The sequence below is a fragment of the Staphylococcus sp. FSL K6-3157 genome, assembly GCF_038005145.1.
Taxonomy (GTDB): Bacteria; Bacillota; Bacilli; order Staphylococcales; family Staphylococcaceae; genus Staphylococcus; species Staphylococcus equorum.
The window spans coordinates 126,882-152,003 of sequence record NZ_JBBOSM010000001.1 but is presented as its reverse complement, the minus strand read 5'-3'; the positions used below and the strand labels follow the sequence as shown (position 1 = coordinate 152,003).

Annotated in this window: 27 protein-coding genes and 2 riboswitches; of the genes, 6 read left to right on the top strand and 21 right to left on the bottom strand. The window is 32.9% G+C overall.

The genetic code is table 11. From position 1 onward, the window contains the following. The 4 genes from rpiB to MHB47_RS00635 all read right to left on the bottom strand — a co-directional run bounded on the left by rpiB (position 1) and on the right by MHB47_RS00635 (position 2,543). On the bottom strand, positions 1 to 450 hold the full coding sequence (gene rpiB / locus MHB47_RS00650) for a ribose 5-phosphate isomerase B (RefSeq protein WP_340754302.1): 450 nt from the start codon (positions 448 to 450) through the stop codon (positions 1 to 3). Positions 451 to 461: 11 nt separating this feature from the next. Next, a complete protein-coding gene (gene rpe, locus MHB47_RS00645; RefSeq protein ID WP_340754300.1) occupies positions 462 to 1,118 on the bottom strand; it encodes a ribulose-phosphate 3-epimerase in 657 nt (218 codons plus the stop codon). Positions 1,119 to 1,317: 199 nt separating this feature from the next. Then, positions 1,318 to 2,082, bottom strand: a complete 765-nt coding sequence (gene fadH / locus MHB47_RS00640) for a 2,4-dienoyl-CoA reductase (protein ID WP_340754298.1) — start codon at positions 2,080 to 2,082, stop codon at positions 1,318 to 1,320. Positions 2,083 to 2,318: 236 nt separating this feature from the next. Beyond that, on the bottom strand, positions 2,319 to 2,543 hold the full coding sequence (locus MHB47_RS00635; protein WP_340754295.1) for a DUF3955 domain-containing protein: 225 nt from the start codon (positions 2,541 to 2,543) through the stop codon (positions 2,319 to 2,321). 217 nt (positions 2,544 to 2,760) lie between these two features. Here MHB47_RS00635 and MHB47_RS00630 point away from each other — a divergent pair, with 217 nt between their 5' ends. Continuing rightward, on the top strand, positions 2,761 to 3,222 hold the full coding sequence (locus MHB47_RS00630; RefSeq protein ID WP_340754294.1) for a helix-turn-helix domain-containing protein: 462 nt from the start codon (positions 2,761 to 2,763) through the stop codon (positions 3,220 to 3,222). A gap of 285 nt (positions 3,223 to 3,507) precedes the next feature. Here MHB47_RS00630 and MHB47_RS00625 read toward each other — a convergent pair whose 3' ends face one another. Genes MHB47_RS00625 through MHB47_RS00600 form a run of 6 tightly spaced genes read right to left on the bottom strand, consistent with a single transcriptional unit; the run spans position 3,508 to position 8,379 of the window. Next, a complete protein-coding gene (locus tag MHB47_RS00625; RefSeq protein ID WP_046465742.1) occupies positions 3,508 to 4,161 on the bottom strand; it encodes a GntR family transcriptional regulator in 654 nt (217 codons plus the stop codon). A gap of 20 nt (positions 4,162 to 4,181) precedes the next feature. Continuing rightward, on the bottom strand, positions 4,182 to 5,459 hold the full coding sequence (locus tag MHB47_RS00620) for a TRAP transporter large permease (RefSeq protein WP_340754292.1): 1,278 nt from the start codon (positions 5,457 to 5,459) through the stop codon (positions 4,182 to 4,184). Beyond that, positions 5,456 to 5,920, bottom strand: coding sequence for a TRAP transporter small permease (locus MHB47_RS00615; protein ID WP_340754291.1), 465 nt, complete (start codon positions 5,918 to 5,920; stop codon positions 5,456 to 5,458). Before MHB47_RS00615 ends, MHB47_RS00620 begins: the two co-directional genes overlap by 4 nt. A gap of 11 nt (positions 5,921 to 5,931) precedes the next feature. Next, positions 5,932 to 6,918 (bottom strand): DctP family TRAP transporter solute-binding subunit, encoded by a 987-nt coding sequence (locus MHB47_RS00610; RefSeq protein WP_340754289.1) that lies wholly within the window; start codon positions 6,916 to 6,918, stop codon positions 5,932 to 5,934. Positions 6,919 to 6,943: 25 nt separating this feature from the next. Next, positions 6,944 to 7,726 carry a carbon-nitrogen family hydrolase gene (locus MHB47_RS00605; RefSeq protein ID WP_031265948.1) on the bottom strand — a complete coding sequence of 261 codons (783 nt, stop codon included), beginning with the start codon at positions 7,724 to 7,726 and terminating at the stop codon, positions 6,944 to 6,946. Then, positions 7,726 to 8,379 carry a DUF2848 family protein gene (locus tag MHB47_RS00600; protein WP_340754287.1) on the bottom strand — a complete coding sequence of 218 codons (654 nt, stop codon included), beginning with the start codon at positions 8,377 to 8,379 and terminating at the stop codon, positions 7,726 to 7,728. The genes MHB47_RS00605 and MHB47_RS00600 overlap by 1 nt, the downstream gene beginning before the upstream one ends. 274 nt (positions 8,380 to 8,653) lie before the next feature. On the opposite strand from MHB47_RS00600, the gene MHB47_RS00595 reads away from it, so the two are divergent. The 3 genes from MHB47_RS00595 (at position 8,654) to MHB47_RS00585 (ending at position 10,606) form a co-directional block, all read left to right on the top strand. Next, entirely contained in the window at positions 8,654 to 8,956 is a 303-nt protein-coding gene (locus MHB47_RS00595) for a PadR family transcriptional regulator (protein ID WP_340754285.1), read from the top strand. A gap of 24 nt (positions 8,957 to 8,980) precedes the next feature. Next, positions 8,981 to 10,135: a chromate efflux transporter gene (gene chrA / locus MHB47_RS00590; protein ID WP_340754284.1), complete on the top strand. Its 1,155-nt coding sequence runs from the start codon at positions 8,981 to 8,983 to the stop codon at positions 10,133 to 10,135. A gap of 113 nt (positions 10,136 to 10,248) precedes the next feature. Next, a riboswitch (SAM riboswitch) is annotated at positions 10,249 to 10,359 on the top strand. A 70-nt stretch (positions 10,360 to 10,429) separates the two neighbouring features. Further along, complete coding sequence (locus MHB47_RS00585) at positions 10,430 to 10,606, top strand: hypothetical protein (RefSeq protein ID WP_176721524.1); 177 nt, start codon at positions 10,430 to 10,432, stop codon at positions 10,604 to 10,606. A 90-nt stretch (positions 10,607 to 10,696) separates the two neighbouring features. Here the strand turns inward: MHB47_RS00585 and MHB47_RS00580 are convergent, their stop codons facing one another. The 9 genes from MHB47_RS00580 to MHB47_RS00540 all read right to left on the bottom strand — a co-directional run bounded on the left by MHB47_RS00580 (position 10,697) and on the right by MHB47_RS00540 (position 20,247). Continuing rightward, positions 10,697 to 12,181 carry a DUF6056 family protein gene (locus MHB47_RS00580; RefSeq protein ID WP_340754280.1) on the bottom strand — a complete coding sequence of 495 codons (1,485 nt, stop codon included), beginning with the start codon at positions 12,179 to 12,181 and terminating at the stop codon, positions 10,697 to 10,699. A gap of 1 nt (position 12,182) precedes the next feature. Beyond that, on the bottom strand, positions 12,183 to 13,130 hold the full coding sequence (locus tag MHB47_RS00575) for a glycosyltransferase family 2 protein (RefSeq protein ID WP_340754278.1): 948 nt from the start codon (positions 13,128 to 13,130) through the stop codon (positions 12,183 to 12,185). Positions 13,131 to 13,258: 128 nt separating this feature from the next. Beyond that, entirely contained in the window at positions 13,259 to 14,038 is a 780-nt protein-coding gene (locus tag MHB47_RS00570) for a sugar phosphate isomerase/epimerase family protein (RefSeq protein WP_340754276.1), read from the bottom strand. A 2-nt stretch (positions 14,039 to 14,040) separates the two neighbouring features. Beyond that, positions 14,041 to 15,111 (bottom strand): ABC transporter ATP-binding protein, encoded by a 1,071-nt coding sequence (locus MHB47_RS00565; protein WP_340754274.1) that lies wholly within the window; start codon positions 15,109 to 15,111, stop codon positions 14,041 to 14,043. Between the two features lie 10 nt (positions 15,112 to 15,121). Then, positions 15,122 to 15,937 carry a carbohydrate ABC transporter permease gene (locus tag MHB47_RS00560; RefSeq protein ID WP_340754272.1) on the bottom strand — a complete coding sequence of 272 codons (816 nt, stop codon included), beginning with the start codon at positions 15,935 to 15,937 and terminating at the stop codon, positions 15,122 to 15,124. Next, on the bottom strand, positions 15,927 to 16,802 hold the full coding sequence (locus MHB47_RS00555) for a carbohydrate ABC transporter permease (RefSeq protein WP_340754270.1): 876 nt from the start codon (positions 16,800 to 16,802) through the stop codon (positions 15,927 to 15,929). Before MHB47_RS00555 ends, MHB47_RS00560 begins: the two co-directional genes overlap by 11 nt. 21 nt (positions 16,803 to 16,823) lie before the next feature. Beyond that, on the bottom strand, positions 16,824 to 18,104 hold the full coding sequence (locus tag MHB47_RS00550) for an ABC transporter substrate-binding protein (RefSeq protein ID WP_340754268.1): 1,281 nt from the start codon (positions 18,102 to 18,104) through the stop codon (positions 16,824 to 16,826). Positions 18,105 to 18,225: 121 nt separating this feature from the next. Further along, a complete protein-coding gene (locus tag MHB47_RS00545; protein ID WP_340754266.1) occupies positions 18,226 to 18,804 on the bottom strand; it encodes a glycerol-3-phosphate responsive antiterminator in 579 nt (192 codons plus the stop codon). Positions 18,805 to 18,984: 180 nt separating this feature from the next. Beyond that, positions 18,985 to 20,247 carry a putative glycoside hydrolase gene (locus tag MHB47_RS00540; RefSeq protein WP_340754265.1) on the bottom strand — a complete coding sequence of 421 codons (1,263 nt, stop codon included), beginning with the start codon at positions 20,245 to 20,247 and terminating at the stop codon, positions 18,985 to 18,987. 262 nt (positions 20,248 to 20,509) lie between these two features. On the opposite strand from MHB47_RS00540, the gene MHB47_RS00535 reads away from it, so the two are divergent. Then, positions 20,510 to 21,118, top strand: a complete 609-nt coding sequence (locus tag MHB47_RS00535) for a GNAT family N-acetyltransferase (protein ID WP_340754264.1) — start codon at positions 20,510 to 20,512, stop codon at positions 21,116 to 21,118. Positions 21,119 to 21,276: 158 nt separating this feature from the next. On the opposite strand, the gene MHB47_RS00530 is transcribed toward MHB47_RS00535, so the two are convergent. Then, positions 21,277 to 23,259, bottom strand: coding sequence for a metallophosphoesterase (locus MHB47_RS00530; protein WP_340754262.1), 1,983 nt, complete (start codon positions 23,257 to 23,259; stop codon positions 21,277 to 21,279). A gap of 180 nt (positions 23,260 to 23,439) precedes the next feature. Then, positions 23,440 to 23,549, top strand: a riboswitch (SAM riboswitch). Positions 23,550 to 23,619: 70 nt separating this feature from the next. Between MHB47_RS00530 and MHB47_RS00525 the strand changes: the two genes are divergently transcribed. Further along, a complete protein-coding gene (locus MHB47_RS00525) occupies positions 23,620 to 23,793 on the top strand; it encodes a hypothetical protein (protein ID WP_340754259.1) in 174 nt (57 codons plus the stop codon). A gap of 64 nt (positions 23,794 to 23,857) precedes the next feature. Here the strand turns inward: MHB47_RS00525 and dcm are convergent, their stop codons facing one another. Next, complete coding sequence (gene dcm / locus MHB47_RS00520) at positions 23,858 to 25,096, bottom strand: DNA (cytosine-5-)-methyltransferase (RefSeq protein ID WP_340754258.1); 1,239 nt, start codon at positions 25,094 to 25,096, stop codon at positions 23,858 to 23,860. Positions 25,097 to 25,122 lie beyond the last annotated feature (26 nt).

Below are 25,122 nucleotides of genomic sequence, written 5' to 3'. Positions count from 1 at the left end.
CTAGCATAAATATTCTGTTTCTATATCATCTATCATATTAATTCTATTTTGGTGTCTTCCACCCTCAAATTCAGTGCTAACCCACTCATTCACAATCATTTTAGCTAAATCTATTCCTATAACACGTGAACCAAATGCTAAAATATTCGTATTATTATGTTGTCTTGATAATTTCGCTGTATATGGTTCACTACAAACTACAGCTCTAATACCTTTCACTTTATTAGCAGATAATGAAATACCAACGCCAGTACCACAAATTAATATGCCTTTATCAACCTCTCCTTTTACAATTGATTCTGCTACATTTTTACCATATTTAGGATAATCAGTTCTTTCTTCACTATCTGTTCCAAAATCAACAACTTCGTGTCCTAATTCCTCAAGATAATCCTTAACTTTATATTTAAAATCTACTGCTACATGATCGTTTCCTATACCAATTTTCATAATAATTACTCCTATTCCTTTAATTTTTTAATAATATCACTGTATGATTCTTCTTTTCCAAAAAGAGAAGATGTTCCTAAAATGAATCCCTCCACACCTAACTTGCTTAGGCTATCTACTTTCTCCGGAGAAATTGCTCCATCAACATTTACTTCATAGTTATATTTTGATTTAAACTTCTCTGATGTAAGCTTTTCAATTTTTTCATTAATAAATTCAAGATATTTTTGACCTGCAAAACCAGGATTAACAGTCATTACTAAAACATAATCAACTATATTTAATAAAGGCTCAATCGTACTTATAGAAGTATTAGGATTTATTGCAATACCAGCTTTAATACCTTTATCTTTAATTTTTTGTATAGTTCTAGCAGGATGTAAATCTGTTTCGGGATGGAAATAAATAATATCTACACCTTTTTCAGCAAACAAATCAATATAATTATCTGGATCTTTAATCATTAAATGGACATCAACAATTAATGATGTAGATTTTCTAATTAATTCTAAATCTTGTAATCCCATACCGAAATTTGGAACAAACTGACCATCCATAAAGTCAATATGAAAACCGTCTACTTTTGCCTGTTCTAAACCAATAATTTCATTTTTTAAATTACCAAAATCTGCACACATCATTGATGGAAACATTTTTTTCTCCAACATATATACCTCCTATATAGCCTTGAGTAATCGTTTACTCTTTTAAAAAATTTTCTTCGCCCCATTAACATGAGTAATCGTTTACTCATGCAAGGCAATAATTCACAATTAAAATGTAACATACTCTTATTGGGATTTCAAATGAAAATTTTAGGCTGCTTTCACATTTAATATGTAAAAGCAGCTTAAAATTTTCTTAGTATTAAAATGCATTCTGATTGAGCCATTGCCCGCCATCCATGGTCATGCAAGCGCCATTGATATAGTCCGCATCGTCTGAGAACAAGAATTTAGCCAAACCTGCAATTTCTTCAGGTTGACCCATTCTACCAACTGGTACACTATCTAGTGTCTGTTGACGTGCTTCTTCAGATAGACTTAATTTTCCTGCCCCACCTGTATTTTCAATTGGCCCCGGTGCAATGGCATTCACTGTAATTCCATATTTAGAACCCCATTCCACGGCAAGTGTTCTCGTCATAGCAAGGACGCCAGCTTTCGCACTTGCAGAATGAATAACACCTGGACCAGATCTCCAAGCATACGTCGCAACCATATTCAAAATACGACCTTTTTGACCATGTTTAATCCATTCTTTACCTACTGCTTGTGTACAATACCAAGTACCATTTAATACAATATCTACAACTGAATTCCACGCATTAATCGACAAATCTTCTGCAGGGCAAATAAAATTACCCGCTGCATTGTTCACAAGCCCATCTATCTGTCCAAATGTTTTTACAGTCTCATCTATTGTATACTGCACACGCTCTGGATCACGTACATCCATGTCTATACATAACACCTGACCTTCATATTGTTCAATTTCCGCTTTAGCAACTTCAAGTCGTTCTAATGAGCGACCTGTTATGACTACTTTGGCACCTTCTTCAGCAAATCGTTTCGCCATTGCTTTGCCCATGCCACTACTACCGCCCGTTATCATCATCACTTTGTCCTTCATTTACATTCTCCTTTTAAAAGCTTGATTTAATATGATTCAAATAAATTAGTAAGCGCTTACATATTATTGTACATTAATTTTACTTTTTTAGTAAATTATCTTATTTTTGTTTTTAAAAAAAGCGAGAAAATAAACCAAAATTTGTAATTTGATTTATTTTTCCGCTCTATAAAGATTACTAGATATTTAAATTATCAACATGAGATGCTTTATTTATGCTCTAGTCTCTTAAAACATTATTGTTTATGCTGTACAAAGCGATGGTATAAATATTTTACGGCAGTTACGAACATTAATAATATCCCTAATGCCACAAATAAGAAACCAAATTCCACTAAAAACCATGGCTCACGTAAGATGCCATCTTGATCGACACGACTAGGTAAAACAATAAATAGACCTCCCATTAAAATTCCGAAAATCATGCAAAAAATACTTGAAAAAAATATTTTTTTACTCATAATCTGTATATAACCTCCTAAATTTATTAGACAATTAACTGCCTTCTTTCAAGTTTTTATTATCAAATATAGAATGTATTTATAAAAGAAAGCATCACAAGACATAGCTGTTTTGAGTGACAGTATGTCTTGCGGGAGGTGTAAAGTGTTGCTAGCAATCGCATAACATCAGCTTTTACGAAGAATCTAACTATATAGAGATTGGAGGAAAGATCGTATGGATTTTGGAAATCAAATTAAATCGATTAGAAAAGAACATCAACTCACACAAGAACAACTTTCCGAACAGCTTAATGTATCCAGACAAACAGTATCAGCTTGGGAAAATAATAGATATTTACCAGATATAGAAATAATTGTGCATATCGCTAAAACGTTCCACTTGTCACTCGATGATTTAATCTTAGGCGATGACGTTATTAAAGATAAACTCGTTAATGATGGAAAAAGCATCAAACGCATACGTCTAAGTATTGTAAGTATGATTTTAATTTTGATTGGTATTACCTGTGCGATACTTTTCTTAGTCATCCCCTCTTACGTTTCACAAGACGGCATACTGCATGAGCCTTGGTTTCTTGTACCTCTTGGATTGTATGCGCTGATAGGTGGCCTCACCGTAGGACTTATCAATTTAATCTTAATATTCATGAGTCACTACAAACATTCACGTAGTTAATCATAGAGAGGGTGACACTTTATATTTAAATTAAGGCTGCGTTGAAAGCTCGACGATTTAATTTTATATATTTCTATTAACTTATTTTCATGGTATAGACGTTGGCACTTTTTTGTGCATGCTTTCCGCGGGCACGGCCTCAGCCTGTAGTCTTCGGCCAGTGCCTTTCCCGCAGGAGTCAGCCCAAATTAGTGCCACTTCCATAATAATATAGTATCTTCAATTATTTATTATCATTCATTGTTTAAACTTATATATAGGAAATATTTGCTATAAAAACTACAACTATTTCACTTTAAACGCAGTCATAGATTTCTCTAAATGAGATTTCATCGTGTTTACGATAGCTTCCTCATTTTTGTATGATAGTGCCTTAATTATTTCATTATGTTCATCAATAACTTCTATCATTCTTCCTTGGCTTTTTAATCCTTGAGTACCAATAAGAATGGATAGGTCATGTTGCACATTATAGCTTTTTAAAAATAACTCAAACTGAATAATTTCCATTAAGTAGGTATGGAAACTTTTGTCTAATAACATAAATGTATAATAATCATCATTTTGAGCTGCTTTTATTTGTTTTTCAATAATAGCTTTTAAATCATGAATATGATCTTCATCTATTATTTGTACAATAAAAGGCACACAAGCAATCTCTAGTGATTCTCTCAATAAGAAAATTTGATCAATTTCATGGTTAGTAAATGTATTTACTTTATAACCTTTTCTTGGTTTAAAAATCATAAGTTGTTCTAACACTAATTCATTTATTGCTTCCCTAACCGGTGTACGAGAGACGTCTAGTAAATTAGATAATTCAACTTCAGTAATAAATTGATCAAGTGGTAATTCATTATTAAATAATGAACGCTTAACTTGATCATATATTTCTTGTTTTATTGAATTTCTATTAACTTTTTTTAAAGAATCATACATCCTTGAACCTCCTAGAGAATTTATTTAAATAACGAAACCGGATAAGTAATTAACCATGGTACGTACGTAATGATTATTAATATTACAATTAAAATAGCTAATTGTGGTGTAACTGATTTGATAATTTTTTTAATATGCACTTTACTTATAGATGATACTACAAATAAACAAACTCCTACCGGTGGCGTTATCATTCCTATAGATAAATTCACAGCCATTACTACGCCAAAATGAATAGGATCTATATCTGTTGCCATAATTAATGGTAAGAATATCGGTGTGAAAATAGTAACTGCGCTTATTGTATCTATAAATGTACCTGCTATTAATAATACAATATTTATTACAAGTAATAGTAAAATTGGATTATCTGCAAAAATACCTAACATGGATTGTAGTTGTTCTGGAACATTATTGAAGGACACAAACCAAATAAATATTGCTGCACTTCCTATTAAGAATATGATACCAACGGAAGTCTTTGTACTACTAATTAATGCTTCATACAATTTTTTGAAGTTTAATTCTCTATATACAACACTACTTATTATTATCGCATATAAAACTGCAATTACACCAGATTCTGTAGCAGTAAATAATCCACTAACAATACCTCCTATAATAATTGCTGGCATTAATAATGCCAAAATAGCATCTTTAAATCCTAAGAGTATATCTTTTAAAGGGGGAAAACTATCCATAGATTTATATCCTTCTTTTTTACCTACAAAGTAACTATAAATCATTAATCCAATCCCCATTAAAATACCAGGAACAACTCCTCCAATAAATAAATCACTTATAGATTGGTTTGCCATAACACCAAATAAAATAAATATAATACTAGGAGGTATAATTGGCCCCACAGTCGCAGCCGAAGCAACTAATGATGCAGAAAAACCTTCATCATATCCTTCTTTTTTCATTAATGGTAACAACATGCCACCTATTGCAGCTGCTGCAGCTATCGCTGTACCTGTTAACGCAGCAAAAAATACGCTCGAAATTATTACAACCATTGCTAAACCACCAGGCAATGGACCAATTAGTAGTTTAGAGAATTCAACAATTCTTTTAGACATACCACCTTTTGACATTATTTCTCCAGCTAATACAAATAGAGGTATAGCTAAAAGTGAGAAATTATTTATGCCAAAATACATTTTCCTCGGTATAATTTCTAAAAATTCTATACCAGTCCATCCAATTCCTATAATAGATACAGTCATTAAAGAAAACGCAATGGGCATTCTGATAATTATAAGTACAAATAGCAATATAATTAGAAATAATATCATGATTTATCACCCGGCTTCCAAGTAAAATAAATCATCAATATGAAACATATTGGCATTGGTATATACATAATCCATCTACCAATTGGCAGAGAAGTCATAACTTGCCCCGCACTTATACTTAAATTCACTTGTAAAATACTATAATAAAAAATTATCAATAGTACGAAGGTGATTACACTTTTCACAAAATAATCTAGCGCTTTTTCTAACTTTTTAGGTAACTTTTCAAATAAATCAACTTGTAAATGCTCTTGCTTATACATTAATACCACTGCTCCAAATAAAATACTGTACACAAAAAACAACATTAAAAGTTCTTGCGACCAAAAAATTGAAGTTTTAAAAACAAAACGTGTAAGGAGCTGCAAGAATATAGTCAAGATCGATAAAATCATAAAAACTGTCATTAGGTGAGTAAGAATGGTTATAAATTTCTTCTCTATTATATTTAATTTATTCATATTTATCCCCCTTATTCGCTAAATTGACGAATTATGGATTTAGGTACTTGATCATTGATTTCTGACTGTACATCATTCGTATTCTTTTTAAACTCATCCCGATTTACTTCAGTAATAACCATGCCCTCATTTTTTAGTTGTTTCTTTATTTTTTGTTCTTGGTCTGCAATATATTTACGTTGATATTTTGTTGATTCTTCAACACTTTCATTCACTATTTTCTTCTCCTGCTCAGAAAGGTTCTTATAATAATCTTGGTTCATGAGGATAACTGCAGGTGTGTAAGTATGATTGGTTAAAGAAATATATTTTTGTACTTCGTATAATTTTTGAGATGCAATTGTTGGTAATGGGTTTTCTTGGCCATCTACAACGCCCTGATCTAATGCAGAATATAATTCACTAAAACTAATCGGCGTAGGTATTGCGTCTAAAGATTTTAAATGTTCATTCCATACCTTCGCAGATTGTACTCTTAGCTTTAGATTTTTCATATCTTCAGGATGCTTTATCTCTCTTTTATTATTTGTAAAATGCCTAAATCCTACTTCCCAATATCCAAGACCTTGCATATCTTTAGATTGTGCTAATTTCAATAAATCTTTTCCTGGTTTGCCATCGAGTTTAGAATACACATCTTGTTTATTTTCAAATAAATACGGTATACCAAATAAGTTCATTTCTGGTATTGTGTTTGACAAGCTACTATCAGCTGCTACAGTAGACATTTGAATTGAGCCAGTCATCGTTTGATCTACTAACTCGTCTTCATTACCCAAGCTTCCATTTCCATAGACATTAACTTTTAACTCACCTTGAGATTTCTTTTCAACTAATTCTTTGAATTTTTGGGAAGCTATATTATATTGGTGTGTATCTGAACCAGTATGTGCCAGACGTATTGTTTTTACTTCCTCATCTTTAGTTTTATCCTCACCACTTTGACAGCCGCTTAATATTAAAACTATTAATAAAGAAAATGAAAAAAATTTTTTCATAAAATGTCCTCCCCTTAAAGGCTCATTAAGAATATAAATCTATTCTTCTATTTTTAAATACGGGTATACTTTCACGTATTTCATGAACGAGCTCCACATCTATTTCTGTAAAAATTGTACTTTCACTTTCTCCAGCTTCTTGAATAACGTTTCCCCTTGGATCAACAATCATAGAATGTCCTGCATATGTCGTTTTGCCATCACTTCCAGATGAATTACAAGCTATAACATATACCGCATTCTCAATTGCTCTAGCAATATTTAAGTGCTTCCAATGATATAACCTTGAATCTGGCCATTCTGCAACGACAAAAATTACTTTAGCGCCATTTACTGCTAATTGACGTGTTGACTCAGGAAACCTTAAATCGTAACAAATAATGCCCCCCATATCTGTATCCATCAATTGAAAAGGTTGTGGTAAGAAATGTCCTCCAACCATGAACTTTGGCTCGTCTAACATTGGAACCAAATGAATCTTATCGTAATTGTAAATAAGTTCGCCATTTTCATTAAAAACAACTAACGTATTATAAACTTCATCTTGTTTTTTATTCGAAACAGATCCTGCAACTATGCTCACTTTATATTCTTTAGCTAAATTTGAAATAAAGTTTATGGTTACTTTCAGATTATCGTCAGCTTTTTCATTTAAATTTTCTAAATCGTAACCGTTATTCCACATTTCTGGTAAAACAACAATACTTGTAGTTTTTAACAACTCCTCACTAAATAATTGCATGATTTTATTTTTATTTTTTTCGAAATCACCTAAAGCAACATTAAATTGAAATAATTGGACGTTGATCATAGTTTTTTTACCTCATATTCTAATGTAATATATTTGTTATTAGATGGATTTACTAACTCAGCTTTAAAAGCATTCGGATATTTAAATCCACTAACCAATGGCACAGTACCACAATAAACAACAGCATTTTTTAAATTTGCGTCATCTTGATTTAAAGAAGTTATTAAATCTTTATAAGGTAAAATACTGCTTACTTTATCGTCTTGATATAATTGCCAGTCCCCATCTACGAATACGAATGACCTTAGCTCTAATTCATCCCAGTGTTCTTCTACCTCAGTAAAATCCCATATAGTGCTGGCGATTGGCTTTGCACATAATTGTTTAGACTTATGAATACTCACAGTTTCTAGTTCACGATCAGTGTGATCGCTACCAAGCGTCACATAGCGCTTATCATTATCAAAGATAATAACAATTTCAGCTTCTCCACTAGATTTATCACCAATAATTGAAATAGACTTATTTTGTCTAAAAAGTAGCGGATCTAAATGATAAATTTCAGGAACTGAATTAGGTTCAGGCACGCCTAGTTCTTTTAATTCAGCTATATGCTCCTTTGTTTTTTCAACATTTCTTCCTGAATATCCAATGCAATAAGCATTATCAAAAGTTAAATCTATTTCTTCATAATCTAATTTAAATTTCATATTCACACCCCTTTTTAATGTATACATTATACAGTGTACATTAATTAAGTGAATATTTACAATATTTTTATAATTTAAATCTTAAAAACATTTTCTAATTCTCACTAAATAAACTATTTTTTAATTAAGAAAAATGAGCTATAAGCAATATTACAAAATATGATAAGTTCTTAAATTTTATGTAAATTCAACCTCAGACAAAAGTATAAATGTTACATTGAAATCGAAATACGATATCGATTTCCGATATATTAGTTAGAGAGGATGAATGCATGTGGAATCAAAATTAGAAAGACGTATGTTTTTAGGGTTTATTTATATTCACATCTTGCATCATGCGAGTGAACATCCTATCTATGGTAGTTGGATGATTGAAGAACTTCAAGAACACGGTTATACAATGAGCGCTGGTACGTTGTATCCCCTCTTACATAGTATGGAAGACGAAGGATTGCTTGTTAGTGAGAAAAATGTGGTTGCAGGTAAACAACGCAAGAACTATACCATCACTTCATTTGGTAAAGAAATGTTAGTAAAAAGCCAACAAAAATTAAAAGAACTTGTTGGCGAAGTATAATTTATAAATTGGGAGGTTATGCTAATGAAATATCTTGAAGTCTTTTTGGTCGCGCTAAGATTAGGTTGTACATCTTTTGGTGGTCCAACAGCACATCTCGGTTACTTCTATGATGAATACGTTAAACGTAGGAAGTGGCTCACAGAACAGCAATATACAAATTTAGTCGCGTTATGTCAGTTTTTACCTGGTCCTGCAAGTAGTCAAGTCGGTTTTGGTATCGGCATAACGAAGGCAGGTTTACTTGGTGGCGTTATTTCATTTATTGGTTTTACATTGCCTTCAGTTATTGTATTAATGCTTTGTGCGACGCTGCTCCTTGCTTACAGCAGTGATTTAGGTTGGACGCATGGCTTGAAATTAGTTGCAGTTGCCATCGTGCTTAATGCCATTATTGGCATGGGCAAGAAGCTTTTGCCTGATGTGAAAACAAAGCTTTTTGCACTATTTACCTTAGTTATGGCAGTCACAGTGATTCATCCTATGTCACAATTGGGTGCATTGATTATCGTGGCGCTTGCTGGATTATTACTCTTTAAAGAAAATGATGAAAGTAAAACATCAATAAAGATATTCAATATTCCTAAATTAGTTGGTGTTATTGCACTTACACTCTTTTTCAGTTTTTTATTAATTTTACCTATTATTAATTTCTTCACAACCAATTCATGGGTGAGTATGATTGATCATTTTTATCGCTCAGGTGCACTTGTTTTCGGTGGCGGCCATGTTGTTCTACCATTATTAGAACAAGCATTTGTCGCAACAGATATGATCAGTGCAAACGACTTTTTAACAGGGTACGCATTAACACAGGCAGTGCCGGGTCCATTATTTACCTTTGCAGCATATATCGGTACCGTTATGTCTGGCATTCCAGGTGGTATTGTCGCAACAATCGCTATTTTTTTACCTGCCTTTTTACTATTAATTGGCGTTTTACCATTTTGGGAACACGTGCAGTCGAATCGCTATGCTAAAGCAATGTTAAAAGCGGTCAGTGCTGGTGTAGTTGGTATTCTAATCGCAGCACTTTATGATCCTATTTTCACATCATCCATCAATTCACACATGGATTTCGCATTTGCTGCTATATTATTTGTATTGCTAGCCTACTGTAAAGCTCCGTCATGGCTAATTGTAATTTTGGGTTTAGTGCTTGGCATAACATTTTATTAAATTGATACTTTGTACTGTTTTGCAAAAGTATTTACTAATTACAACTCATATTCAAATCATTTATTTTGCCAATCGCATTGTAGTTAGTTACAATATTATCAAATAGAATAGTTCTCTTATTAAGAGCGAGTGGAGGGATTTGGCCCTGTGAAACTCCAGCAACAGCTTTAACGAGCGATGTGCTAACTCCAACAGTTCATTTTATATGGACTGAAAGATGAGAAGATGTGCGGAAGCTCTTCTTGTCTAAGAAGGGCTATTTTATTTGTAAAAAATGAAAAGGTGGTATTTTTTATGAAATCATTGCACGAATTATTCACGGAACTTGAATATTGGGACAGCTACAAACCAAATAATATGCCAAGTAGTATGGCCAAAGTACAGCATATTCATCATCTCGAAAATGAAATCTTAAGAAACATCGATGTTCGCGATTATAAAACAATTATTTTAGACAAAGAACAGTCATAAGATACAAAAAAACTGAGGTGCGTCGTATAATACGCATCTCAGTTTTTTTATTCTATATTCATAATTATTTCCTAGGACATAATTATGGTATTATGCTTCGCTACCAAAAGGTACATACTTAACTTTTGTATCTGCTGGTAAACCTTCATATTTATTGAATAGCGTTTGATATTTATCACTTGTCGGTGTTGCATGATGTAAATAATGTTCAAATGGCAGTTTCTCCATCGTATAGAAATCCTTATCTGGATTCTCTTTTACTTCTTGTTTCAAATTCGCGATTCGCGTTTCATTTTGATAGTGAATATAGCAAAAACCACTCAAATAAACAACACCAAACATGATTGCAATTCCCACAATCATATTACGCCACAATGTATGTATGACGTTGAGTTGAACAAATAAAATCAATAAAATGATGCTATAAATTACATATACTGTATAAAAATTCCTTGGACCGAGTGGTGATACAATGACTAAAGGTGCACATACAAGTAAAGTTGAGGCTAGGAGTAAATATAGTGTATAACGTACTTCCTTTTGCCCGATCACTAAATGTATTGCATAAATCATTGCACTTAAGAATACAATACAAATCAAAGTATTGAGCAGATTTGCTATAGTCATTGAATGGAAATTTTGTAATGCGAATTGTTTATATATGAAAAAGTAATACATAGGTAATATCAATAATCCACTAACAGTCAGCCCTATTTTTACCTTGGATAAGCTATGCAGTGCAGTACTTCGATATAACATAACTAGCACCACAGCAATTACCATAGATAAAATCACAATTTGATTGAAAAAGACCCAGTCTGGAATTGTTGTAGTCACCGTATGGAATATTTTATCGAATAATCCTGTTTCACTCGATATATTCTGGTAACTGCTGCCTTCAAAAAATATTTTACGATAATTGGGGTTTAAAAACATGATTACTGTGCCAGCCACAGATAATAATAAACCAACAATAAATTTAGGATTAATTTGTCGATAAAGTAATAAGTTCAGGGCGATAGCTAACACCAAAATCATACTATTAAAGAGCGTCGTATTTTCCATGAAAAACTGCCCAATAAAACAAATAATATAAAAGACAATATTAATTACAAGTGTAAGCCCTCTTCTTTCAAATAAAACTGTAACAATAAACCATAAAATGAACAGCACGCACAATGTTGCTGGGACATAATTATAAAAGCCTGCAAACCATCCATAAGTTTGTTTGTATATCTCACTTGGTATCGTAACCATAAGTATGAAAGCTATTAAATAATATAGTGGCTGTTTCGTATTATGAGTAAAACGAACAATAATATATATCATAGCCATGCTGATCAACGCGTAAGATATCCACCTAAACCAATCCAAACGAACTGCTACAGTTTCTAAAATATTACCCAAATAACGTCCATTTAAATTCGCATATTTTTCCTGCCACATTTGCACGCCATACTGACTATACCAATCCCAATCATCATGGGTTAATGGTAAAAAGAACGCCATAAAATAGTAAAATAAAAATAGTGCTGTAAGTGTCAGATACATCTTGTCCAAATTTAGTGATTTCATATTAATTTACCTCATGTTTATTTAAATTCGTCTTATGTATAATAAATAACGGTCTCTGTTTCACTTCATAATAAATTCTACCTATATATTCTCCAATAACACCTAAAGAAGTCAGCTGCACGCCGCCTAAAAATAATACCGCAAAAATAGTAGTGAAATAACCAGGCGTAGACACACCATAACTCAGCGTATAAATTAAATTGAATACAATGTAGAGGAAACTCATCAAACAACTGAATAATCCTAAATAAATAATAATACGTAACGGTCTATTATTAAAGGAAATCAGTCCATCTATACCATAATTTAACAATGAACTAAATGACCATTTAGACTCTCCTTCTTCACGTTGTACATTTTGATATTCAATGACTTTAGGCTCAAAGCCAATCCATGCAAATAATCCTTTTGAAAATCGATTGTATTCTCCTAATTTAACAACTTCTTTAACGGCACGCTGACTCAATAACCTGAAATCTCCTATGCCATCCTCTAAGGTAACATCTACCATTTTATTAATCATTAAATAATACATTTTAGACAGATGCTTACGTAACCAACGCTCTCCAGTCCTATCCCTTTTAGCCACCACTTGATCTTCGCCATTTCTAAAATCTACAATCATTTGCGGAATCAATGAAGGCGGGTGCTGTAAATCTCCGTCTATGATTATCAACGCCTCAGCTTCCGAACTTGCTTTCAAACCTGCATACATCGCTGACTCTTTACCAAAATTACGTGAAAACGAAATATATTTCACTCTACTATCTAATTCAGATAATTGTTGAATTATTGTTAATGTTTGGTCTCTACTTCCATCATCCACGAAAAGTAATTCATATGTATAACCGTTAATATAACTATCATGTTGCATAATTTCTGTTAATTTATCATAGGTTTGTTTAATTACAAACGCTTCATTAAAGCATGGAATCAATATTCTAATCATTAAAACGGTGCACCTCTTTGAATTATATTTATATAAAATTTATTATATACAGTATTATACAATATAACAAATCAGAATGTACTATATATTTTGTACATTCTGATTTTATCGAGTGCGCTATGTGTATTTTATTTTCTTTCCATTTTACCTACGACATAATTAATATCCCGTTGGATGTTTTCTGGTTGTTCACCTATATCATAATTATATTCTAGAGTCAGATGTGCGTTCGGCGTATATTGATGATACATTTCAAAAAATGCATCCATGTCTAATGTTCCTTCATGCAATAAATTGTGGTCATCATGCTTACCGTCATTGTTGTGTAAATGATAGAATTTAATCTTATGCTTAAGTTGGTGAACCACATGTTCTAAATCCCAATTATTAGCGTTAGCGTGTCCCACATCAATTAATACACTGTTCTCTCTTTCTTTACAGAAATCAATAAATTCTGATTCTGTTAACAGTTTATTTTGCTTAGTATCTACCCCTACATTTTCCACTAAAATATTTACACCTTGTACTTTCGCTTCTGACGTAATATTGTCTAAATTACGTGTTGTCTCAGCAATCATTTGCTGTTTATTGTTAATAGCTACATTATTTACATGGTAAACAATATCTTTAATACCTAATGCCACGCAGTGTTCAATTGCCAATCTAATTTGCTTTAAGCTATATGAATCTTCTTCTCTCGGATGCGAATGCTCTACATCAAAAATTTGTTCGTGATATGTTAAGAAACGTTGTGAATCTTTACCTAGCTCAAGTAATTCCTTCGTATAGTCTTCATCTTGGTTGTTACCAAAAAGTTCTATGCCTAAGTTTGGATTTGCTTCTAAAAGACTATAAATTGGTGCTAATCCGCTTCTAATATATGTGTTTGTACTTAAGATTAATGCCATGATTATCGCTCCTCAATATTTATTTCTGTATTTTGGTCAAATAATATTACTTTATTCATATCAAACTTTATATTTACAACTAATTGTTCAGGCTTGTCATAACTTTTCACAGTCAATGTTTGTTCGTTTAACTTACCAATCAAACTGTAGCATTCACCTAAATTTTCAATATCTTCTATTTCAAATTTCAGCTCAGTTTGTTCGTCTGTGATATGAACTGCTTCAGGGCGAATACCGACTAAAAGATGATGTCCTTCGTACTGATTTAAATATTGTTGATTTAGGCTTTTTGTGTCTATTGAAAATTGTGTATCAAATTTAAGTCGATTATCTTCATATGTTGCGTTCAGAATATTCATCGGAGGTGCACCAATAAAACGTGCCGTAAAGACATTACGTGGATGATTATAAATATTTTCAGGTGTGTCGAACATTTGTATTTCACCCTTATTAAACAACGCAATACGATCTGCCAATGCCATCGCTTCTAACTGATCATGCGTTACAAAAATAAAGGTATGTTGGTACATGTCATGTAAATGCAACAACTCTCTTCTTGCAGAAACACGTAATAAGGCATCTAAATTAGACAATGGTTCGTCTAATAAGAAATATGAAGCATTTTTAACAACTGCGCGCCCTAACGCAACCCTTTGACGTTGACCACCTGATAATTCACTCGGTTTACGCTCTTTTAAATGTTTCAAATCAAGTATAGAAAGTGCTTGGTCCAGTCTCTGGTTAATCTCTTCTTGTGGTACTTTATTCCGTTTTAATGCATAAGTAATATTTTTCTCTACACTCATATGCGGATACAATGCATAGTTTTGAAAGACCATCGCAATGTCTCTTTCCCCCGGTTCATAACTTGTTACATCTTTATCATCAAAAAGAATTTGACCGTCTGAAACACTCTCAATACCTGAAATCATTCTGAGTATGGTAGACTTTCCGCACCCAGAAGGACCTAAAAACACAACACGTTCACCGTCATTTATTTTTAAAGTTAAATCCTCAATTACTTTGGTGTCACCAAATGATTTACTTAAATTTTTCAATTCTAAAGTACCCATTGTCATCCTCCTATTTAATTCCACTAGTAGTAAAGGTAGCGATAATAAAACGTTGGAACACTAAATATATAATGAGTGGAATCGCCATCGTTAATACACTTAAGGCCATCGCCACAGTAAAGTTCGTCCCACCTTCTGAACTTACGAACAGTTGTAATGCTAAAGGTAGCGTATAATTCTCTTCATTTTTCAACATTAAATTCGGCCAGATATATTCATTCCATGACAATATAAAAAACCAAATACTTGTAGATGTTAGTGCGGGCTTAGTAATCGGTACAATTACATCTTTCATCGTGTGCCACACTGAAATATTATCTACTTGAAGCGAGTCTAATAAAGCTCTCGGAATATTACGCATAGACTGCGTTAACATGAATATACCAATTGCGTCTGCGAGCTGCGGTAAAATGACACCCCAAACCGAATCCACAAATCCTAAACGTGCCATAATAATATAGTTCGGAACCATTGTTACTGTAAATGGCACGAAAATAGTTGCTACAAGTACTATATATGTCACTTTTTTAAATTTAAATTGGTAAAAGACAATGGCAAACGCTGCTAAAAATGAGATTGCCACTTTAACAATCGTAATCACACTCGCAATTACGAATGTATTCGTCGTAATTTGTAGCAATGGAATATCGTTAACTAGCTTATCGAAATTCTCTATCGTAAATGGTATCGGAATTAAATTAAGCATAGAATCATACGCATAACTTAACTTTTTGAATGAATTACTTACCGCAAAAATAATCGGATAGATTGCCAATAATATACACATAATTAATACAATGTGAGCAATATAAGATTTAGTTTTCATACTTAACCCTCCTCTCAACCACTAAAAACTGAATCAATAATAGTAAAAAGAAAATAATTAGCGTAATTGTTGATACTGCAGCTGACATTCCTGTCTTATATAAAGTAAAACCTTCGTGGTAAGCATGATAGATTAAGTTACTACTCTGATAATTTGGGCCACCTTTAGTAATGACGCTAATGGGCGTAAAGACATACTGTAACCCTTGGACAATCGTCATAATTAAAATATAAAAGCCTGTCGCTGAACTCATCGGTAAAATAATATCGATAAAAATACGCGATGGTTTTACATTATCTATTTTTGCCGCTTCGATCATCTCTCTTGGAATACCGATAATACTTGAATATAGTACTAGGAAGTTATAGCCAAACACTTTCCAAGCAACGATTAAACTAATCACGAATATGACCCAGCCATTCGTAGTGGTCCAATTCGGTATCGATAATCCAAACACATCGAGTATTTGTGCTACAGGCCCCGATACAGGATTTAGTATCCAAAGGAACACCATCGCTCCTACCACTAAAGAAATTACGGAAGGTATAAATAACACCGTTTGATAAACCCGTTTACCTTTGCCGACAAAGTAATCTACGATAAATGCAAAAATGTAAGTCATTACTGTATTAAATACGATAAGTAATGCAATATAAGCAAATGTCTGAACGGTAATCATATAAAATTTGGGATCTGTAAAAAGATCAATATAATTATTCAATCCCACAAATTCTTTATGTGTTTTAACCATATTCCAATCAAAAAAACTTAAATACACGGTATAAATTAAAGGAATAATGTTAAATATTAAAATGATGATTACAGATGGTAATAACAACGCATAAGGTAACCATTTTTTATTCATTGCTTGCCCCTCCTCAACTCGTTAATCTAATTCCTGATTAATTCTATTTTGTGTTTCTTTCATTGTTTGGTTTACATCTGCATTTTCACCGAGTATCTTATCTCGCATATCAATGAGTTGTTGTTCGGCTTCTAAACCACTATTACCAGGGAACGCAGCCCATGGCACAACATTGCTCATCTGTTTAATTGCGGGTTGCATCATCTCATTTTCTGCAACATATGATTTCAAGCCTTTTGGATTATCTACAACATCGTTACGCGGCGGCACATAACCTGTACCTTTCGTCCACTTAGCCATGTTCTCTACTTTATATAGGTACTTCATAAACTTCCATGATGCTTCTTGCTCTTCTTTTGTATCTGAAGTAATACCTAACATTGATCCACCAGCGGGAACTTTTTTCTCTTTGCCTTCCCAGCTAGGCATTTCTATCGCTTCGACATCAAACTTGGCGTTATCTTTAATATGCTTTTGTTTCGCATTAGTTGTAAATAACATACCAACTTCACCGTTAATAAAGCTTTGTTGACCTTGTTCATCATTTGTATGTAATGCTGATTTATTTTTCACCATGTCTTGCATCAATTGATACGCTTCTACGCCCTCTTCACTCGCAAATGATGCTTTTCCATCTTTAACAATTTTGCCACCGTTACTATCAACGATCGCTTGTTGTGCCCAGCTATCAGCTGGTTCTTGTATAAACACGCCGTATTGATTTGATTTATTTCGAATCGTTTCAGCATATGTTTGAACTTCTTCCCACGTTTTCGGACCACTTTCATCTAAATTTGCCTTACGTAAAATATCTTTATTTATAAACATAACGGGACTACTTACAGAGTACGGCAGTCCTAACTGCTCACCTTTTTCATCCTGTGCAATACTCAACATTTTGTCATCAAATTTTTCCTCTATAAATTTCTTATCTTCTGGAAATGATTCATTAATGACATCTTCAGGTGATGTATATTCAAAGTTATCTTTGTAATAGTTTTTAAATGACCAACCAATTTGAACAACATCTGGTGTCCTTCCACCCGCCGCTTCAGACATCATATTTTGTATTAATCCTTTATACATGTCCGGATTATATTTAGATTGCACGTAAACATCATCGCTTTGCGCATTAAAATCTTTCACAAGTTCTTTTACAGTTTTACCGCCTTGCGTCTCTGCATTGACATGCCAATATTCTATTTTGACCTTGCCATCCTTTGTCTTATTGTTGTTTTCTTCAGCGCTACAACCGGCTAAAAATAACAATCCAATACACAATAGAAAACCAATTTTTTTCATTTGCCTTAAAACCTCCCAAAAAAAATTGCCAAATAAACGTGTAGATACACGCTTATTTGGCTCTCCAATTGCCTGTCGTTTACTTGTCATATTCAATGTAACAAACCAATATTGAGTTTCATCAATGCTCATGTAAAAATTCAGTAAATTCTCTTCTCCACATCTCTTTATTCGCTGTCGATACGCCTAATGCACCATCTTCAAGTGCTTGAGTTAAGTAACTTTCTCTATCTACTAAACCGCCCATAATAATTGGTATCTTCACTTGTGACTGAATAGAGTTGATTAAAAATGATGTAATTGTTGGCATTATTTCTAACAAATCAGGTTGACTTACACGAGCAGTATTAATGATATTTTCTTTCATATCATGATCCGCTAAGAAGAAACGTTGAATCACAAAGATGGCATTTTTCTTAGCTAATTTAACATGGCTCGTTTTTGTGGTTAGAACACCTTGGGGTTGGATTATTTGTTTTATGTATTTAAAACCAAAATCATCTAATTTTAATCCTTTAATCATCTCTACATGAATATAAACATCAATGCCATGTGATTGATACAGCTTCACATACTCTTTTATGTTTATAAAGTTACCCGTTAAAATAAACACTGCTTTTATATTATCTTTATATTTTAGAACAGTTTCTAACTGTTTTTCATTTGTCACAGATGCAATCACTACTTTATTGTCTTTCATTTTATCCTCCACTTTATAAATAACTATAATACTATTTAAGCATTATTTTATTAATACAGATACGTCTTCACATTTAAAGATTGTTAAAATTGTTTGAAGCTTTAATATTAAGTCGAATAAAACACACGAAAAAATTGCCGACAAAGTTTGAGTCTTTGTCGACAATTTAATTTACTTATATTACTTTTCTTTATCTTTGCTTTCTTTTGATTCGTCCTTTAATTCTTGTTTGTTTTCTTTTAATTTCTCTTTATCTGCCTCAGGTGTGTAATCTACGCCTGTTGTATAATCATTCGCAGCATTCCACAATAAGAATTCATTTACGCCGTGATCTTTAAGCGCTCTAACTTGATCCTCAATTGCTTGACTATCATACGCTTTATAATTACCTTCACCTAAATACTGAGCAGTAAAATCTTGTAACCATGGGCGTGATTTTGGTTTGTCTTTGCCTAATGCATTTAGCACTGACGTTTCTTTATCTAAATAATTATCTATTGCTTTGTACGGTTCTTTATCTGGTGCCGCAAGACCGAAATCTTCTGAACTCCAATGCGAAGGATAAATCATAGATGAAATTGCGTCTGTATTTTCAGCTATTTTAGGGAAGCTTTGACCTATTCCAGGAGCCTCTTCTACCATTGCTGCGTAGCCAAATACATCAGCCGATACTTTCACATCATAATCTTTTAATTCTTTTCTAGCAGTACTTAAAAATTGAGTGACTGTATCAACACGCTGGTCTACATCACTTAACTTACTATCTTCGTATCCATCTTTGCTATATTGCAAGCTACCTTCCACATTTTCAAATCCTTCAGGAAAACGTACATAATCATATTGGATATCTTTAAATCCAGCTTTAGCCGCCTCTTTAGAAATATCAATATTATAATTCCATACATTTTTGTTAAATGGGTTAACGAATTTATCACCGCCATCACTTTCCCATACACTGCCATCTTCTTCTCTAAATGACCATTCTGGGTGGTCTTCAGCTAATTTTGAGTCTTTAAAAGTAACAATTCTCGCGATGGGATAAATATTCTTTTCTTCCATTTCTTTAAGTAATGGCTTTGCATCTACGATATCAATCGTATTATCATCAATTTGCTTATTACCAGTATTAAAATTGATAGTCACATTACCTGTATCATCTTTAACATCAATAACCATCGCATTTAAATCAGTCTCATCAATAAATGTTGTTAATTCTTTAAATTTTTCTCCATTTGTTGAATTTGCACTAACATAAATACCTTTCACGCCGTCTTTAGGATACGCCACGTCACTATAAGGTTTGCCATTTTCTTTATCTTTCGATTCACTTGCATGATTTTTATTATTGCTTTCTTCGGAACCCTTCTGTGATGAGTCATTCGCACATCCTGTTAACGCAAGCGTTCCAGCAAGTATCGTTGATAAAATTAGTTTTTCTTTCATTATTCATTTTCCCCTTAACATAAACTTAGGTATCCCTTCACACTCGAATGCCTTGATTTTAAGTTTAGCACAATACAATTGTGTTGCAAACGTCTAATTATTAAGGTTGTTTTCTTTATAACAAATGAGTTGAACACTTTACATATTATCGATTACCGTAATATCAGATAGTTCTTTGTAAAATAATTTTATATTCAATTTATTTCTGTCACTTTAAGGGTAAATGTTAATATAAATCGTAAATCATGAATGGAGGATTATTTTGTCACGTATAATAATTAAACCTGCCTATCCTGAATTACAAAAGGGTGGATATTTTAACTTATTAGCAATTGATGACATGGCCAAAGTCTTTTTCAATACAGAGAATGAAATTAAACTTGAACAAGGCATGCAAAATCTATGGCGACAAAATGGCAATCGATTTAGCTACAACAACACGATTATTGCTTTTGTAAATGGTCAACCCGCCGGTGCTATCTCTTGTCTTCCTTATGATACGCTTGAAAGTCAGACATTAGCCACTGTCGAACAGATAGTAAAAATACAGAAACTGCAAATAGTGCCTCAGTTCATCAATAACTTTAAAGCTATAGTCGCTTTGATTAATTTAGATGAAGGTAGTTCAGGAGAATATCATGTAAGCATGCTTGCCACACTTTCTCAATTTAGAGGTATGGGTATAGCTAAAAAGCTACTTACTTATGCTGAACAACTTGCCTTACATAAAGGCTATGATATTATTTCACTGACGGTAGAAATTAATAACACTTCTGCCCAGCGCTTGTACCAAAAACAAGGTTACGATTATGTAGGTGAAACTGGTGAAGGCGATATTAAAGTATATAAAATGCGGAAATATCTAGGCTAGTAGTTACCTTGTAAGATATGAAAAACACGCACTCCTTTTAGATAAGAAGTGCGTGCTTCATTGTTGTTTTCTAGACGCCTGGCATTGTTCGGCCAGACAACCCGATGACTGACCTTTCTGATGTGAGGGGTTTTCAAGGAATGTTTCATGTAAAACATTTATGATTTATTAATACGTACTTTATCAATAGGTTCACCTAGTTCTTCTGAACCTTGAGGTACATGATATGTTAGGACTTCAATATATGAATCTTTGATATTTACTTTACTAAACGTAGGTTTGTTGTCTTGAATTGATTTCGCAGCGTAATCTTTTTCACCATCAAGCTCATAAAATTTACTACCACTCGAAGAATTTAAAGTAACATAAACTGTACCATCTGGATTTGTATACGATTGCGGTGCTTCACCATTTTCATCCCATTGTACTTGTGGTTCTTTACCTTTCATGACATGCGAACGACTGTAAGAATGATCATGACCACCTAATACAAGATCTACATTATATTTTTCCATTAAAGGTGCAATGTGATTACGTCTATTTTTAGTTGCTAATGTATCTGAGTGTTTACCTGCAGAGTATGGATTACGGTGTGTTAAACCAACAATCCATTTAGGGTCTTGACCCTTTGTATCTTCGATTGCACGTCGCAGTGTTTCTTCATGACCTTTAAAATCCAAGCTTTCCGAATTCAAACTTACAAACAAAGTATCATTATGAGTATAGTAAAAATTTGAACTCGCTAAATTTTTTCCATCATCTTGTAAATTCGGTAGGTTGAAATGTTGGGAAAATGCTTTGTTTGCTCTATCGTGATTACCTAATGTGGGTACAACTGTAAAATTCTCCATACCTTGTGCTTCGATGAAACCACTATAAGCTTTTTCATCCCAAGGTTCATTAACTTGATTACCTAAACTCAATAAGAAGTCAGGATCTTTGTTTAATTGATCCATTTGATTTACTGTGTTTTGCCATCCTGCATTGTCTTCTTCTAAATTACCTGAAGCACCTAATTGTGGATCAGCTACTGCAATAAAGTTAGTTTCGCCATTGTTATCAGTATCAAATCGACGTATTGCTGATTTCTCTCCGTTGTCACCATTATAAAAAAGATACATATATTCTTTATTTTCTTCTAAATTGGATAGCGTGGCTTGTGTATAATTCATATCTGGTACATCTTTATTTAAAAATAGTTCCGTGTTACTTCCCTCATGCGTTTGTCCTTCAATACGTCTTGCATTAGAAAAATCTTCATCTTTGTTTGCTTCTGCAATTTCCACGTAGCCTTGTTCATCTGATTCATGGTACCAAGTGAGATTTTTTTCTGAATTATCCGCACCAATTGTTAAAATTGGGTAACGATGTTCGTTTGATTGTTGATTTTGAGTCGCTTGTTGAGATTCACTAGCTGGTTTTTCTGAAATATTTTGAGACGGTTGTGGCGTTTCATTTGATGGTTGTTCATTTTTTTGTGTTTCAGTATTTGTTGATTTCACTGATTGGTCCATCTTTGTACTTCCATTTTTATGGCCTTGTTGTTCTGTAAATTTGTTATGTGATTGATCTTCACTTTTTTCTTTAGTTGTATTATTGGTATTTTCATTTGTTACGCTTGTTTCTTTTTGTACAGTATTTCCTGGGTTATGATTTGATGCTATATTCTCATGAGAATCAATTGTGTTTTTAGGAGGTGTTTCACTTATTTCCTCATTTTGTTTTTTACTTTGAGTCTTTTCAGTTAGTAAATTCTCTTCTGGATTTGTAGCATCTAGAGTTTGTTGATCAGTAATATCTTGCTCATTTTGTTCATGCTGTGCTTGGTTTTCATCTGATGAATTTATGTTCATCTGTCCATTTTCTTTTGGCGGCTCTATATTTTTTTGATTATTATCTTCAGAGTTTAAAGTGTCATTTTGAGGTTCATTATTTGTTTTTGTTGTATCTTTAGAAGAAATGTTTTTACCTTCTGTCGACGATATATTTTGTTGTACACTGTCATCTTTATTTACCGATTGTTCAATATTATGTATTGGCTCGTTTGTCTCTCCTGAGGTGTTAGCATGTGCATTTGAAGATGCAATTATAAATCCTGCAACTGATAGACTAAATAAGATACCCGATGACTTTTTCTTCATAAAACGTACCCACTCCTAGTTTAGTTATGTAATTATTAATACTATTCTTTCTCTTAAATTTATCAAAATAGTATTAATTCAAAATTAAATAGAAGTAAATGTTTATGTGGAATACATATTTAGACTAGTTATTTGCTATTCTGTTAAATTTTGGTTATAGTATTTTTAAATAGAATAGTTCTCTTATTAAGAGCGAGTGGAGGGATTTGGCCCTGTGAAACTCCAGCAACAGCTTTAACAAGCGATGTGCTAACTCCAACAGTTCATTGATATGAATTGAAAGATGAGAAGATGTGCGAAAGCTCTTCTTGTCTAAGAAGGGCTATTTTATTTATAAAAAATGAAAAGGTGGTATTTTTTATGAAATCATTGCACGAATTATTCACGGAACTCGACTATTGGGAAAATTACAAACCAGTTAATATGCCTAGTAGTATGAACAAAGCACAACATGTTCAATCAATCAAAAGAGAGATTGTTAACCGTATCGATGTCCATAAGTATAAAGACGTTATATTAGAAAATGAAAACTAATATTTACTAGAAAAAAAGACATTCGTCATAAATACGAATGTCTTTTTTATTAGTAAAATGTTCCTTAGAATAAATTCAATTGCGAATAATCATCTTTATTCATTTCTTCTATTTTTTCTATTTCATTAGCAATTCTTGTAACAACTGGTACAACTAATGCATTTCCCATACAAAAATAACGCATTCTATTTGCCATAGTATCTGTCCAACCATCAGGAAAACCATTTAATCTTTCTGCCTCGACAGGAGTTAGTAGACGATATCTTTCATTATCTTTAATTAAATGTGTACTTCGATTGACTGACCCTTCACTTGTAAGCATTGTACGAGCTGGTAAATCTATAGAGTCTGTTTCAGACATACCACCTTCTGAAAAGTAATATTCGTGTCCTGTATTTGATGTTCTTAATATCTTTTTAGGTCCTCTTAAATACCTAAATTTTTCAATTTTTTCGTCAGATAATTCAAATTCATCTGCAACATCTGCTTCAAGTATTTCTTTTAACGGGGTCGGACTTTCATATATAGGAACAGTATCAATTGTTTGTATCTCTCCGTTTTTCATAACACCTGAATTAAAAAATTGAAGACTAAAGGTGTCAGAGATTTCGACAATATCATTCGAAACCTTCGTCGAAGTCGTCCTGTTTTTATTAGGAGTAGCTTCAATTGGAAAAGCTTCAGCGAATAAACCTTTACTATATATCAATTTTTCTAAACTATAATTCCCCATCATTTTTGCGTAATTTAAATCACGTCTGTAACCGAAAATAAACACTCTACGTCTTCGTTGTGCATTTCCGTAATCAGCTGCATTGATTACTCGCCATTCAACATCATAGCCCAATTCATGTAAAGTCGAGAGCATTACACCAAAATCTCTCCCTCTTTGTTTAGAAGGAGATTTAAGTAATCTGTCAACATTCTCTAGTAATATATATTTAGGTACTGTATTTTGTATAAATCTCACAATTTGCCAAAATAACACACCTTTTTTTCCTTGTATTCCTAATTCACCTCTTAAATTTCTTGCCACAGAGTAATCTTGGCAAGGGAAACCACCAACAACCATATCAGCACTTGTATCCGCCATTTCTTTATCTGTGACTTCGGTGATATCTGCATTACTGTGAACGCCACTATTGAACCTAGAGCTATAACAAGCATATGCGTGTTGAATTTTTCGAGATGGTTCCCATTGATTAGCCCATGTTACATCAAAATATTTTTTATTAGTACTCTCTAAGCCTAAACGAAATCCGCCAACACCCGCAAATAATTCTGCTACCTTAATCTTACTCATTTTGAAGCTCCTTAAATTTAATGAAT